The organism is Salinicola sp. 4072, assembly GCF_036663415.1.
Classification (GTDB): Bacteria; Pseudomonadota; Gammaproteobacteria; order Pseudomonadales; family Halomonadaceae; genus Salinicola; species Salinicola salarius_A.
In genome coordinates this window covers 23,705-38,038 of sequence record NZ_JAXOVV010000018.1, presented here as the reverse complement: position 1 = coordinate 38,038, position 14,334 = coordinate 23,705, and the positions used below count along the sequence as shown (strand labels likewise).

Here is a 14,334-nt window from a genome sequence, read left to right as displayed (position 1 = left end):
GGCTCGTCGCTCGTCGCTCGTCGCTCGTAGCTCGTAGCTCGTAGCTCGTAGCTCGTAGCTCGTAGCTCGTAGCTCGTGACTAGCGAAGCGTCCCGTGCGGATCGATGACGAACTTCTTCGCCGCGCCACCATCGAAGGCGGCATAGCCTTGCGGCGCTTCGTCCAACGAAATGGTCTGGACGTTTACGGCGCGACCGATCTGCACTTTGTCGTGGAGGATCGCCTGCATCAACTGGCGCTGATAGCGCATGGCCGGTGTCTGCCCGGTGTGGAACGACATCGCCTTGGCCCAGCCAAGGCCGAACTTCATCGAAAGATTGCCTTGTTTCGCTTCCTCGCTCTCCGCGCCGGGATCCTCGGTCACGTAGAGCCCCGGAATCCCGACCCGGCCACCGGCCTGGGTAATCTCCATGGCGGCATTGAGCACTGTCGCCGGCTGTTCATGCGCATGGTTGTGGCCGTGGCAGTTGGCCTCGAAGCCCACCGCATCGACCGCGGCGTCGACCTCGGGGACGCCCAGCACGGACTCGATCAGCTCGGACATGCTGGCGTCCTGCTTGAGATCAAGCCCGACACAGCCGAAGCTTCGCGCCTGCTCCAGACGTTTGTCGTTCATGTCGCCGACGATCACGCACGCGGCACCCAGCAGTTGGGCGGAAACCGCGGCAGCCAGCCCGACCGGACCTGCACCGGCGATATAGACTGTCGATCCCGGCTGAACCCCGGCAGTCACGCAACCATGGAAGCCGGTGGGGAAGATATCCGAAAGCATGGTGAGGTCGAGGATCTTCTCCATCGCCTGCTCCCGGTCGGGGAAGACCAGCAGCTGGAAATCGGCATAAGGCACCATCACGTATTCGGCCTGGCCGCCGACCCAGCCACCCATGTCGACGTACCCATAGGCACCGCCAGCACGGTCACCGTTGACGTTGAGACAGATATGAGTATCGCCACGCCGACAGTTGCGGCACCGGCCGCAGGCAACGTTGAACGGGACCGAAACGATGTCGCCGACCTTGATGAATTCGACGTCGCGACCGCATTCGATCACCTCGCCGGTGATCTCGTGACCCAGCACCATGCCCTCGGGCGCCGTGGTTCGACCACGCACCATATGCTGGTCGCTGCCGCAGATGTTGGTCGTCACGACCTTGAGGATGACGCCGTGGTGGCATTGGCGGCTACCGAGAGCCAGCTCGGGGAAGGGAATACTTTCGACGGCGACCTTGCCGGCGCCGCGAAAGACGACGCCGCGGTTGGCGGGTGAAGACATGGCGTGGACTCCTGTGACTGGTCTTTAGATGCCTTCCCGATGTCCGCTCGAATCACGATCTCTCTCATCACGGTCTTTCGAGGAAGGCATGCCGTAGCCAGCGTACAGCTCCGGCGCAGCCGGGTCAAAAATCGATCACGACCTTGCCTCTCGGCTTCGAGCAACAGGAGAGAATGAAACCTTCGGCTTCGTCTTCCTCGGTGATGCCGCCGTTGTGCTCCATCTCGACCTCGCCTTCCAGCTTCATCACGCGGCAGGTGCCGCAGATGCCCATGCCGCAGGCCTTGGGAATATGCAGGCCGAGCTTGGCCGCCGCCGAGTGGATCGTGTCGTTCTCGCTGACGCGGATACTCTTGCCGCTGCCGGTGAACTCCACCGGCATCAGCGTCGCCGTATCGACCTCTTCGGCGTCGGCTTCGGCCTGCTCAGCCAGTTCCAGCACGTCCTCCTGGACGCTCAGCGGCGTCGCGCCGAAGGACTCCTGGTGGTAGCGCGACATGTCGAAGCCGTCTTCCAGCAGCACCTGACGCACCGCCTTCATGAAAGGTGTCGGTCCGCAGCAGAATACCTCCCGCTCGAGATAGTCCGGCGCCATCAACGTCAGCATCTGCCGCGTCAGGTAGCCCCGGAATCCGGACCAGGCCTGGCTGAGCTCGTCGCTGCGCTCGCAGACGATATGCAGGCGGAACTCCGGCAGGCGCGAGAACATGTGCACCAGTTCACGGTGATAGATGATGTCGTTGGGCGCCTGAGCGCAATGGATGAACTCCAGGTCGACGGCGGCATTGGTATCGAAGAACCAGCGCGTCATCGACATCAACGGCGTGATCCCGACCCCTCCCGATAGCATCAACACTTTCTCCGCCGGGTGATCGATGACGTTGAAATCACCGACTGGCCCGTGAACGACCATCGGGTCGCCGACCTTGAGATTGTCATGGAGCCAGTTCGAAACCTGGCCACCCGGCAGGCGCTTGACCGTGATCGAGAAGCTGTAGGGTATCGAGGGTGAACTGGAAATCGTGTAGGAGCGCATCACCGGCTGCCCGGCGATCTCCAGTTCCAGCGTGACGAACTGCCCCGGCTTGAAGAAGAACATCACCGGCTGGTCGGCCATGAAACAGAACGTCCGCACGTTCCAGGTTTCCTGAATGACCTTGACGCACCGCACCTGATGGCGGCCGTTGGTCCAGGTTTGCGTATTGACCGGATTGAAGAATTGCATCGTCACCGCGCTCGATCGGAGGAAGATGGCGCTGGCGAGACGACATCGGCCCGCACCGCCGCTTCCGGTGAATTATCCTCATGAGCGGATTCTGCGCACGCCGAGGCCGGCCGACTTGCCCATCAGCGACACAGGCATGCCAACCAACCCCAGCCGCCACCAAAACCTCGATGCAGAAACGAAAACTTACCTATCGTGACGCCCACGCAGTGCCATCGGCGCTCCGGTATCGACCGGTGATGTGACAGTGAGCATTTGTACCTGCCGGTCGGCCTGACATCGACGAATGTCGCGGGTGGACAATCTCATGGCCGACACCTAAGCGACACTTCGCCCAAAGGATGAATCATCGCCGCCACCTGCCATTCATGTCGTTCCCGCCGCGACATACGGAAACGACCCATATCTGTCATTGATGAGGATGCGACCATGTCACCACTTCCACGCGATAGCCTGGAGGATTCTCTCGCCAGTACCCGTCAGGCCGTGGCCGACATGCTGGACCAGCGTGCCCCTGCCTTCTCGCTGCCGCAGCCGTTCTACAACGACCCGCGCCTGTTCGCACTGGACATGCAGAACGTGTTCGAAAAACAGTGGCTGTTCGCCGGCATGAGCTGCGAAATTCCCGCCAAGGGCAACTTCTTCAAGGTGGAGATCGGCAGCAACTCCGTCATCGTGGTGCGCGGCGCCGAGAATCGTATCCACGCATTTCACAATGTCTGCCGCCATCGCGGCTCGCGGCTCTGCCTGAAGGACAAGGGCAAGGTCGCCAAGCTGGTCTGCCCCTACCATCAGTGGACCTACGAACTCGACGGCCGGCTGCTGTTCGCCGGCAGCGACATGGGCACCGATTTCGACATGAGCGCCTACGGTCTCAAACCGGTGGCGGTGAAGAGCGCGGGCGGATTCGTGTTCATCAACCTGAGCGACGACCCGGAACCGATCGACGATTTTCTCGTCTCGCTGGAACACTACCTCTCGCCCTACGAGATGGATAACGTCAAGGTCGCGGTGGAGTCCAACATCGTCGAGCGCGCCAACTGGAAGCTGGTGATCGAGAACAACCGCGAGTGCTACCACTGCAATGGCGCACACCCCGAGCTGCTCAACTCGCTGATCGAATTCGACGACACCGACGATCCGCGCTCCACCGGCGAATATCGCGATCTGGTCGCCCGCAAGCAGGCCGACTGGACCGCCTGCGAAGTACCTTGGCAACTGGCGCGATTCGGCAAGCGCAACCGCCTCACCCGCACGCCATTGATCGACGGCGTCGTCTCGATGACCCTGGATGGCAAACCCGGCTGCAACAAACTGATGGGGCGTATTCCCAACGCGGACATGGGTTCGCTGCGCATCCTGCATCTGCCCAATTCGTGGAACCATTTCATGGGCGATCACGCCGTGGTCTTCCGCGTATTGCCGCTGGGCCCGCAGGAGACACTGGTCACCACCAAATGGCTGGTTCACAAGGATGCCGTCGAAGGGGTCGACTATGACCCCGAGCGCCTGCGCCAGGTCTGGGATGCCACCAACGACCAGGACCGGCGTCTTGCCGAGGAAAACCAGCTCGGCATCAATTCGCTGGCGTATCAGCCGGGACCTTATTCGAAGACCTACGAATTCGGCGTGATCGACTTCATCGACTGGTACAGCGAAACGTTGAGGGCCAATCTCGGCATCGAGACATCGAGCCACTTGCAGGTCGCTTCGCAATAGTTCTATCTCGTCCAGTCCAGGATTCACCGACGAACTCACCAACGAAAAAGGCGCCCCGTCCGGGGCGCCTGAGATTGGCGACAAAGCCGGCGTTGGGCCGGGCTCTCGTTCGGTGCGGAAACTGTATTACCAACGATATTTCAGACTGCCGATAACGCTGCGGGACTCACCGTAGTAGCACCAGTAGTCACAGCCGCTGACATAATCTTCATCCGTCAGATTGGTCACGTTGACCTGAGCGGTCCAGTGGGAATCGATATCGTAGCTCGCCATCGCGTCATACAGCGTGTAGGCCGCCACTTTCGTGTCGCTGTATTGAGGCGAGTCCACGCTGGTGCCGACATAGCGCACCCCGGCACCCAGATCCACCCCCTTCAACGCACCCTGTGCAAAGTCGTAATCCAGCCATAGCGATGCCTGATGGCGCGGAATCAGTCCGGCACGAAGCTCTTTCTGGGTATCGCTGACATCCAACGTCACATCGGTATAAGTATAGGCCGCAGTAACCTGAAGATTGTCGGTGACGTAGCCCACGCCCTCCAGTTCGAAACCGCGCGAGTGACGTTCCCCGCCCTGGTTGCTGGAAGCCCCTCCACTGGGATAGAGCGTGTCGCTCTCCTTGAGATCGAACACGGCCGCGGTGACATAGCCGTCCAGCCAATTGGGCGCGTACTTGAGCCCTAGCTCCCACTGTTTACCCTCGCTAGACTGGTAGGTATCACCGTTCAGGTCATTGCCGATATTGGGCGTGAATGACTCGCTGTAGCTTAGATACGGCGACAGCCCGTAGTCGCCCAGATACATGACCCCGCCGGTGTAGGACATCTGGGTATCGTCATAACTCTGGTCTTCGCCGCCGTCCTGCTTGTTGGTCACGTCGACGCTATCGTGCCGTGCCCCGGCGAGCAGAATCCAGCGATCGTAGAGGCGCAACTGATCCTGCACATAGACGCCGATCTGCTCCTTGCCCTGATCGTAGTAGGTCGGATCGCCGGGTTCACCGACACCGCTATTGTGAGGATCGAAGATATCGATGGTGTCGTAGGCGAAGTTGTCGCGACTGAGATAGTCGGCATCCAGATGCTGATAATCCAAGCCCACCAACAACGTGTTTTCGGTGTTATCCGTATACCAGCTACCGATCATGCGGTTGTCGATGGTAAAGGCGTCGTAGCTACCGTCGCGATAGGTCAGGCCACGCTGCGCGGTACGATCATCGAGCATATACGAGGGGTAAGCGGTTCGCAGAAACAGGTCCAGGGAAGCGAGACGTGCGTTCTGCTGGAATTCCCAGGTATCGTTGAAAGTGTGCTCGAGCTCATAGCCAACCGCGATCTGCTCATGCTCGAGACGATCGTTGTCGTTGTCACCGAGGTCCGTATCCCGATCCACCTTGCCAAAAGGCGTATCATTGACGGAGCCGTAAGGCAGATAGAATACGTTGGCGGGCGTGCCGTGATCGCGCTGATAGCTGGCCAGCAGCGTCAGCGTGGTGTCATCGGAGAGATCCACCGCCAGGCTCGGAGCAAAATAGACCCGCTCGTTATCGGTGCCATCGAGTTCACCGTCCTGATCTCGAAACAGACCGACAAAACGGTAGCGCACATCACCGCTGTCGGTGACCGGACCGGACGTATCGATGCCGACCTGGCGATGCCCTTTGTTACCGCCCTGGATCTCGAACAACCCTTGCGTCTCTTCCGTCGGCCGCTTGCTGACGGCGTTGACGATACCGCCGGGAGGCGCCTCACCATAGAGAATCGAGGCCGGCCCCTTCAGAAAATCGACCCGTTCGAGGCCGAACGGCTCGGTCTTCCACCACAGGTAGCCAGCCTCGCGGAACAGACGCAAGCCATCCTGATAGGTCGAATCCTCGCCCGAGAACCCCCGAAAAAAGAACCAGTCCGCCTTGGCGTCGTTACCATAGGGCGAAGACAGTGCGCCGGAACGATAACGCAGCACCTGGTCATATCTGTTGACCGATCGTTTCTCCAGTTCCGAGTCGCTGACGACGGAGGTCGCGCGTGGCGTTTCCAGCAGCGGCGTATCGACCTTGAGCGCCGTCCCGGTAACGACCACCGTATCGTTGTTGACTGTCGACTCCTGCGCGAGAGCATTTCCGGCGTAGATCAACAGCAACGAACCGCCGACGGCGGCAAAGGTGTTCCCTGATTTCATCGGATCGAGTGCCCGTTCATGACGTGGTGGAAGCCGGCGGCGTCCGACCGGCGATTATTCTCGCATATCATTGTAAATAACAATCATTACTATGTGTATCAGCAATTCGCTTTCGCTCACTCTCCTCGATTGATAACGATTGTCATTCGATCTACCATCACCGCCCAACGCCGCTTCCAGCGCCCTCTCGAGTCAGCGGGCGTCTGCGTCATCGTTTCCCGTTGCCAGGAACCCGTCATCTTGTCGCGTGCCCGTCCTATCCCTGCTCTCCTTGCACTCGCCATGACCGTGCTGCTGGGGTTGGCTACCGCACTTGCGAGCACGCCAGCGAATGCCGGTTCGCCGCCATTGCGGATCGCCGCCGCCAACTGGACGGTCGCGGAAACGCTGATTGCGCTTGGCGTCGTGCCCTATGCGGTTTCCGATATCCCCAATTACAACGCCTGGGTCAAGGCACCCCCGATTCCTGATTCGACGTTGGATATCGGCCTGCGCAACGAGCCCAATCTCGAACTGCTGGCCCAGAATCCGCCCGATCTGCTGCTGACCAGCGCGCTGTTCTCCCGCGACAATGCCCGTCTCGAACGGCTGATGCCGGTCAGGATGATCGACAACTTCTATACCGACGCGCCGTTTTACGAAGCGACGCTGGCCATGACCCGCAAAATCGCGCAGCTGACCGACCGCGAGCCGCAGGCGGAGGCGTTGATCGCCGAAACCGATCAGGTGCTGGAAGAGACAGCCCGGGCATTGCAGGGCTTCAAGGCGCCGCTCTACATCGTCCAGTTCAGCGACGCGCAGCACGTGCGTGTCTTCGGCCACGGCAACACGGTGGGCACGCTCTTCTCCCGCACCGATCTGACCAACGCCTGGACGGGCCCCACCAATGCCTGGGGTTATGCCAGCATCCCGATCGACCGCCTGGCCGAGCGACCCGATGCACGGATCGTCGTCATCGAACCGTATCCACGCGGTGTCGGCGAGGCACTGAAAGACAATCGGATCTGGCAGCATCTGCCGGCGGTGCGTGAAGGTCGCGTGAGCTTCATCGAGCCCATCTGGCCCTACGGCGGGTTGATCTCTCTGCAGCGGCTCGCCCGCTCGCTGGTCGCCGTCAGCGACAGGATCCCGCCCGCGGACCCGGCAACCGAGGAAGGCGCGCCATGACGCTTCGTGCCCGCTCGCCGGCCTGGTTCGCCCTAGCCCTGTTGCTGTTGGCGGTGTGCCTGGGGGCCGCCACCTTGCAGACTCAGTTTGCCGACCTCTCGGGACACTGGTGGCAGGCGATCCTCTCTCCGGACGATGACCAGATTCGGCAGATCGTGATGCACTATACCTTCGCCCCGAGGCTACTGGTCGCGCTGCTGGGCGGTGCCGCCCTGGCGCTGGCGGGCTGCCTGATGCAGCAGGTACTGCGCAACCCGCTGGCTTCCCCGGCAACCCTGGGGGTCACCAGCGGCGCGCAGTTGGCGCTGGTCATCGCCACGCTATGGGCGCCGAGCTGGATGCTGGCCGGACGCGAATGGATCGCGCTACTGGGCGGCATCGCGGCAACGCTGCTGGTCTTCGCGCTCTCCTGGAAGCGACGGCTGGCGCCGATGGTGGTGGTGCTGTCCGGCATGGTGGTCAGCCTCTACTTCAGCGCCATCAACAGTGCGCTGCTGCTTTTCCATCAGGAGAGCCTGTCGGGGCTATTCATCTGGGGAGCGGGGGCGCTCGCTCAGGACAACTGGCACGACACGCAGTTCTTGCTTCTGCGCCTGGGTATCGTGGTGGTGCTGGCGCTTCTGCTGCTGCGCCCGCTGTCGCTGCTCGATCTGGAAGAGGATGGCGCCCGGAGCCTGGGCATCTCGCTACGCAAGCTACGCTTCGCCGGCCTGGGGCTGGGTATCTTCATTACGGCCTGCGTGGTCAGCGCGATCGGGCTGATCGGCTTCATCGGCCTGGCTTCGCCGGCCATCGCGCGCCTGTCCGGTGCCCGCACGCTGCCCCAGCGACTCGTCTGGTCGATGATCCTGGGCGCGCTCCTGCTCGCCGTAACGGATCTCGCCGTGCAGCAGCTCGCCCCGTTCACCGCTTCCCTGCTGCCGACGGGCGCCATGACCGCGGCCCTCGGCGCTCCGCTGCTGCTCTGGCTGCTGCCACGACTCAAAGTCGGCGGCTCCCGGCCGACTCCCAGCACGGGCCTGACGCTGCCGCGCCTTGCGCATCCTCGCCATCGCCTGTGGGCGCTGGGCGCGATGACGCTCATCGCCTGCGCGCTGGCCCTCGTCGTCGGCTTCATGCTCGACAGCCACTCGAAATATCCCAGCCTGGCCGGTCTCGACGACTTGGCGCTGATCGTCGACTGGCGGTTGCCCCGTGTCGCTACCGCCGCCGCGGCCGGGCTGATGCTGGCCGTCGCCGGCACGCTGCTGCAGCGGATGACCGGCAACCCCATGGCCAGCCCGGAAGTCCTGGGCATCAGCGCCGGCGTGGCGATCGGCGTCATCGCGCTAATGCTGCTGCCTCTGGGCATCGCCCCGCTCAGCGGGTCCGTGATGGGATTCAGCGGCGCGACCGTGGCCCTGCTGGTCCTGATCGCCTGCAACCGTCGCAGTGGCTTCGCGCCGGAAAGGCTGCTGCTGACCGGGATCGCCATTTCGTCGCTGCTGGATGCGATGCGCGCCATCGTGCTGGCCAGTGAAGACCCGCGTGCGCAACAGCTGCTCTCCTGGCTCGGCGGCTCGACCTACTACGCCAGCCTCACCTCCAGCGCCTGGATCGTGGTCATCGCGATCATGCTGTTCGCGCTGGCGCTGCCATTGCAGCGCTGGCTTACGTTGCTGCCGCTGGGTGCCCCCACCGCCAAGGCGCTGGGCATGGACGTGGACCGGAGCCGCCTGGTGTTGCTCGCGCTGGTGGCCCTGCTGACGGTCGCGGCGACGCTGGTGATCGGCCCGCTCTCGTTCATCGGGCTCATGGCCCCGCACATGGCACGCCTGATGGGATTCCATGGCGCCCGCCACCAACTGCTCGGTGCCGGGCTACTGGGGATGCTGGTGATGGTGACCGCCGACTGGCTGGGCAGGAATCTGTTCTTCCCCTATCAACTGCCGGCGGGACTGATCGCCGCGCTGATCGGCGGCGTCTACTTCATGTGGGGGTTGCGAAGACTTTGACGTTGCCGGATGATCAGGCACCGTTGAATGCGGGCAACAGATGGCGCTCTATCGCCTCCCGAACCGACGGCAACATCACGTCGGTGTGCTGCATCAGGTCGCGAATGGCCGGTTCCAGCCCTTCGACACCTCTGGCACGATGGCAACCCGCCGCCAGCCGGGCACAGGTCTCGGGGCACGCCTCTTCGGGGATACGCACGCCCAGCGAAGTCAGCCGCTGACGAAAATCTTCCCCATCGATAAGATCGACGATCATCATGTCTCGTCTCCCGTTCGGTCGTTGGTTTACCTCTCGCGCTGGCGAAGGACCGATCATGTCGTCCACTGGCCAGCTGTCCTCGTCGAGAATGCCGAAGCTGCTCGATCACGGCATCTCATCGCCCAGTATCTTCTCTTCACTTAGTATCTTCTCTTCGCGCAGATAGGCAATTAGCCTATCGGCCGCCTGTTCGGGGGTCAGATCGGTCAGCACCTGGCCGCCAGCCGACGACCTGGCCGCCGCGGCTCGGAAGCGATCCCGCGCATTGCCGGACTTGACGATCTTGAGCCGCTTGGGGCGGGCCCGTGCCGGCTGCCATCGCCATTCGCCGCTGGCCGAATCCTCTTCGGCGGTCAGCCCGTCGACCACGCGAACGCGGCCCCGTCTTGCCGGGCCAAAAGCGCTCTGGCGCGGTGAGGGTGCCAGGGCATCGACGGTGATCAGGCAAGGCAGCGACACCTCCAGCCGGCGGCGCTGCCCCTGCGGCAGCACCTGCAGCAGAGTGACGCGATCCACGTCGACCCGCTCGATCGTGGCGGCGCCAGACACGATCGTCCAGCCCAGCCGTTCGGCGAGCAGATAGGGCAGCAGCCCGGAGCCCTCGCCACATTCGGCGCGCTGCCCGGCAAGCACCAGCCGACAGCCGCTTTCCGCCAGCCATGTCGCCAGCAACGGCACGGCATCGTCGGCGGGTGTCATCGGCAGCAGCGCCAGCTCTCCCTGGACGGCAGAATCGTCCAGTCCATGATACATACCCAGATAGTCGCGCAGCGCAGGCTCCTCGGCGTTGCCTGCATGGACGAGTTGCAGGCGCGCCCCGGCCAGCGTCAACCCCATCTCGACGGCTCGCGCATCCTCCCGGGCGCGTCCCGGCCGCCCGGAAACCGGATGTCGTCCGCTGGAGACCAGCGCCACGACCGGGCATGCGGCAGCATCAGGCGGCGTCATGATAGTGCTCCTCTTTCGACAAGGCCCCGGACCCGGCCTCTGACACAGCTTCGGACGGCTCGGCGGCACGCGGCTGGCCCAACCGTTCGCACACGGCCGCCAGCACGGCATCGCCATCGACGATGAGCGCCAGATCGGCGCGCTTGACCATATCGCATCCAGGGTCGCGGTTGATCGCGACGACCCGCTGGCATTTGGCGATACCCTGAAGATGCTGCACCGCGCCGGAGATCCCCACCGCGATGTAGCAACTGGCGAAGACGAACGTTCCCGTCGCCCCGACCTGCCGAGCGCGGGGCATGTTGCCGTCGTCGACGGCCACCCGCGAGGCGCCCTCGCTGGCCCCCAGCACCTCGGCGGCGTGATGGAAACCCGCCCAATCGCCGACACCGCGCCCGCCGGAGAGAATGAACGGCGCCTGGGACAGCGGAATCTGCTGCGGGTCCACCGCGACCCGGCCGAGGTCGACGACTCCGACCGCGGTCATGCTCGATGTCATGGCCGAGGGCATGGAGCCGACCGCATCGATCGACACTGGCCGCGCCTCGTGCCGCGTCTCGCTGACCGGCTTGGCGCACTCGGGCAGGGCCAGCAGAATACGCGGGAGTTCGCGCTGGATATCCTGCCGATCTCCCGCCCGCGACAGGGCAAGACCCTCGGCGACCTGCCACACCCGCGTCGCCGCTCGCGCGTTGGCGCCATGACTGGAAGAACGGGAAAGCCGCGCCGCCAGACGCCGGCCAAGATCGCCGCCGCCGGGGAAGCTGTCCGCGAACAGCCAATGCCGTGGCGACATGGCCGCCTCCACGCTCACCAGCGCCGCGAGACGCGATTCCGGATCGTGGGTGTCGCCATCGACGGTAGCCGACAGGTCGATCCAGCGGTCGGCGCCGGCCTCTTCCAGCCCCGCCACCGCGCCCTGGAACGTGACCGCCGTGACAGCGAGCGTCTGCCCATCGGCCAACTGCCTGGCCAGACCGAACAGATCCCGGTCGTGATCGCTCAGTCGCCCTTCCGGGCACTCCGGCACCACCATGACGAAGCCGGCCGGATCGTCGATCACCACCATGCGGCGCGAAGGTCCGCTCTCGATTGGTGACGATGCCAGCGGCTGCGTCTCGACGACGGCGCCGCTGCGATCGATCCGCCTGATGCCGTTGGGGCCGAGGGCGCCGATCGCATGCGGATCGATTCGTGTCACCCCGTTGGGGCCGGCCCAGCGCCAGGCGGGACGCGCGAACTCCTGATGGCGCGGGTGGAGCCGATTGCGCCGGATCCGTTCGGCGTAGGGGTCGATGCGTCTGACGTTCATGCCGGTTCCTCCTCGCGACTCGGGCTCGAGACAGCGACACTCGCTTCGGGCTCGGCCGATGCCGGCGTTACCAGCGCATCGGCCACCAGCTCGGCCAGATCCTTGATTTGCGGCCGCGGCTCGACCACGCCTTCCAGCATCGCGGTGCATTGCGGGCAGGCGACGGCGACCGTGGTGGCCCCCGTGGCGCGCGCGTCCTCCATGCGCATGTCGGGGATGCGCGCGCGACCTGGGAGATCGGCGGGCACGTCGGAAAGCGCCGCCCCGCCACCGCCGCCGCAGCAGCGCGAGCGGAATCCGGAGCGTTCCATCTCGGCGATCTCGATGCCGAGTGCCTCGAGTATCCGTCGCGGCGCAGCGAATTCGCCGTTGTAGCGCCCCAGATAGCAGGGGTCGTGATAGGTCACCGTCTCCTTGCGCTCGGCCGGCCTGATCGTTAGACGACCGGCGTCGAACAGCTCGGCGATGAAGGTGGAGTGGTGCAGCACCCGATATTTGCCGCCGAAATCGGGATATTCGCGGCCCAGCACATGAAAGCTGTGCGGGTCCACCGTCACGATGCGCTGGAAGCGGTAGCGCGAGAGCGTGATGATATTGCGCTCGGCGAGACGCTGGAAGGTCGCCTCGTCGCCCAGGCGCCGGGCGACATCGCCGCTGTCCCGCTCCTCATCGCCGAGCACGGCAAAATCGACGCCGCCGGCACGCAGGATCTGGACCAGCGCGCGCAGTGTGCGCTGATTGCGCATGTCGAAAGCGCCATCGCCCAGCCACAGCAGCACGTCGACGCCCTCGGGCCGAGTCTGAATGCGGGGCAATTCCAGATCCGCCGCCCAGTCGAGGCGCGAGGCGTTGTCCAGCCCGCCGGGGTTGTCGGTGGCGATCAGGTTGTCGATCGCCACCGCGCCCTTTTCCGGCGTCTCGCCCTTTTCCAGCGTGAGAAAACGGCGCATGTCGACGATGGCATCGACGTGCTCGATCAGCATCGGGCACTCCTCGACGCAGGCGCGACACGTCGTACAGGCCCACAGCGTTTCTGCCTCGACAAGCTGAGGCACGATGGCCTGTTCCGGCGCCCCCTGGTGTTTACCTATCTCGATGCCGGGATAGCCGGCGCCGGCATAGCCCGTATCGGAGCCGCCGGCCATACCGACGACCATGTCCTGGATCAGCTTCTTGGGATTGAGCGGCTGCCCCGCCGCGAATGCCGGACATACCGCCTGACAACGGCCGCACTGCACGCAGGCATCGAAGCCCAGCAGCTGATTCCACTGGAAATCCGCCGGCTTTTCCACGCCCAGCTTCGGCGCGGTCAGATCGAGCGGGAACAGCGCCGTCGATCGGCTGCCGCGATGAGCGTCATGCGTGTTAGTCGATCCGGCATGGGCCTGCCGATCGTCGAAACGTTCCGGACGTCGGTGAAAAGCCAGGTGCAGCGAGCCGGCGAGGGCGTGCTTCATCGGCCCGCCCCAGCCCATGCCGACGACCAGTTCCAGCACGCCCCAGGCGACGAGCGCGATCAGGACGATCGCCAGTACGCCACCACCGAAAACGACAGGACCGATACCCACCAGCGGCAGGCTGACCAGGAACATCCCCACCGAATAGGCGAGCAGACTCCTGGAGAGCCGCTGCCACGGGCCTTTCGAAAGCTTTTCGGGGAACGGCCTGGCCGGCGGATGGATACGACGGCGATTGACCGCCAGCGCGCCCACGAACATCACCGCGCTTGCCGCCAGCAGCAGGCCACCGAGAAGCGGATTGCGCCAGCCGAGGCCGTGGACGACGATCGCCAACGCCATCGCCGCCACGAAGCCCCCGGCGGTCGCCACGTGGGTATGTGCCATCGCCTTGTCCCGGGCGACGACATGGTGAAGATCGACCAGATAACGCTTCGGCATCCGCAGAATGCGAGCCCAGCCCACCGGCGTGCGCTGGCCCTGGCGCCACAGGCGGATGCGACGCGCCGCACCGATAGCACCCACGATCAGCGCCGCGAAGATCAGAATGGGGAGTAGCGTCTGCAACATGTTCTGCTCCTCGTTTGGCCGCCTCATACAGAAGCCGTAAGCCGTAAGCCGTAAGCCGTAAGCCGTAAGCCGTAAGCCGTAAGCCGTAAGCCGTAAGCCGTAAGCCGTAAGCCGTAAGCCGTAAGCCGTAAGCCGTAAGCCGTAAGCCAGGCAAACAACCGCTTCCACCTGCCAGATCAAACAGTTTTGGTTTTTGATTTTTCTTACAGCTTAAAGCTTATGGCTTACAGCT

General features: G+C 63.8%; 10 protein-coding genes. 3 read left to right on the top strand and 7 right to left on the bottom strand.

Annotated features, from left to right (window positions below):
* Nucleotides 1–79: 79 nt before the first annotated feature.
* Together fdhA and R3F72_RS12805 are read right to left on the bottom strand one after the other, a co-directional pair.
* Nucleotides 80–1,273, bottom strand: coding sequence for a formaldehyde dehydrogenase, glutathione-independent (gene fdhA, locus R3F72_RS12810; protein ID WP_087718070.1), 1,194 nt, complete (start codon nt 1,271–1,273; stop codon nt 80–82).
* A 124-nt stretch (nt 1,274–1,397) separates the two neighbouring features.
* Entirely contained in the window at nt 1,398–2,498 is a 1,101-nt protein-coding gene (locus R3F72_RS12805) for an FAD-binding oxidoreductase (protein WP_416221224.1), read from the bottom strand.
* Between the two features lie 429 nt (nt 2,499–2,927).
* Here R3F72_RS12805 and R3F72_RS12800 point away from each other — a divergent pair, with 429 nt between their 5' ends.
* Nucleotides 2,928–4,217: an aromatic ring-hydroxylating oxygenase subunit alpha gene (locus R3F72_RS12800; RefSeq protein ID WP_332779827.1), complete on the top strand. Its 1,290-nt coding sequence runs from the start codon at nt 2,928–2,930 to the stop codon at nt 4,215–4,217.
* A gap of 126 nt (nt 4,218–4,343) precedes the next feature.
* Here R3F72_RS12800 and R3F72_RS12795 read toward each other — a convergent pair whose 3' ends face one another.
* Entirely contained in the window at nt 4,344–6,395 is a 2,052-nt protein-coding gene (locus R3F72_RS12795; RefSeq protein WP_332779826.1) for a TonB-dependent siderophore receptor, read from the bottom strand.
* 240 nt (nt 6,396–6,635) lie between these two features.
* Here R3F72_RS12795 and R3F72_RS12790 point away from each other — a divergent pair, with 240 nt between their 5' ends.
* Both R3F72_RS12790 and fhuB read left to right on the top strand, forming a co-directional pair.
* On the top strand, nt 6,636–7,562 hold the full coding sequence (locus R3F72_RS12790) for an ABC transporter substrate-binding protein (RefSeq protein WP_332779825.1): 927 nt from the start codon (nt 6,636–6,638) through the stop codon (nt 7,560–7,562).
* Nucleotides 7,559–9,556, top strand: coding sequence for a Fe(3+)-hydroxamate ABC transporter permease FhuB (fhuB, locus tag R3F72_RS12785; protein WP_332779824.1), 1,998 nt, complete (start codon nt 7,559–7,561; stop codon nt 9,554–9,556). The genes R3F72_RS12790 and fhuB overlap by 4 nt, the downstream gene beginning before the upstream one ends.
* A 13-nt stretch (nt 9,557–9,569) precedes the next feature.
* Here the strand turns inward: fhuB and R3F72_RS12780 are convergent, their stop codons facing one another.
* The 4 genes from R3F72_RS12780 to R3F72_RS12765 all read right to left on the bottom strand — a co-directional run bounded on the left by R3F72_RS12780 (nt 9,570) and on the right by R3F72_RS12765 (nt 14,102).
* A complete protein-coding gene (locus tag R3F72_RS12780) occupies nt 9,570–9,815 on the bottom strand; it encodes a hypothetical protein (protein ID WP_071230300.1) in 246 nt (81 codons plus the stop codon).
* A gap of 105 nt (nt 9,816–9,920) precedes the next feature.
* The gene (locus tag R3F72_RS12775; RefSeq protein WP_332779823.1) at nt 9,921–10,763 is read right to left on the bottom strand and encodes an electron transfer flavoprotein subunit beta; all 843 of its coding nucleotides are present in this window, start codon (nt 10,761–10,763) and stop codon (nt 9,921–9,923) included.
* Nucleotides 10,750–12,075, bottom strand: coding sequence for an electron transfer flavoprotein subunit alpha/FixB family protein (locus tag R3F72_RS12770; RefSeq protein ID WP_332779822.1), 1,326 nt, complete (start codon nt 12,073–12,075; stop codon nt 10,750–10,752). Before R3F72_RS12770 ends, R3F72_RS12775 begins: the two co-directional genes overlap by 14 nt.
* Nucleotides 12,072–14,102 (bottom strand): (Fe-S)-binding protein, encoded by a 2,031-nt coding sequence (locus R3F72_RS12765; RefSeq protein ID WP_332779821.1) that lies wholly within the window; start codon nt 14,100–14,102, stop codon nt 12,072–12,074. Before R3F72_RS12765 ends, R3F72_RS12770 begins: the two co-directional genes overlap by 4 nt.
* Between the last annotated feature and the right edge of the window lie 232 nt (nt 14,103–14,334).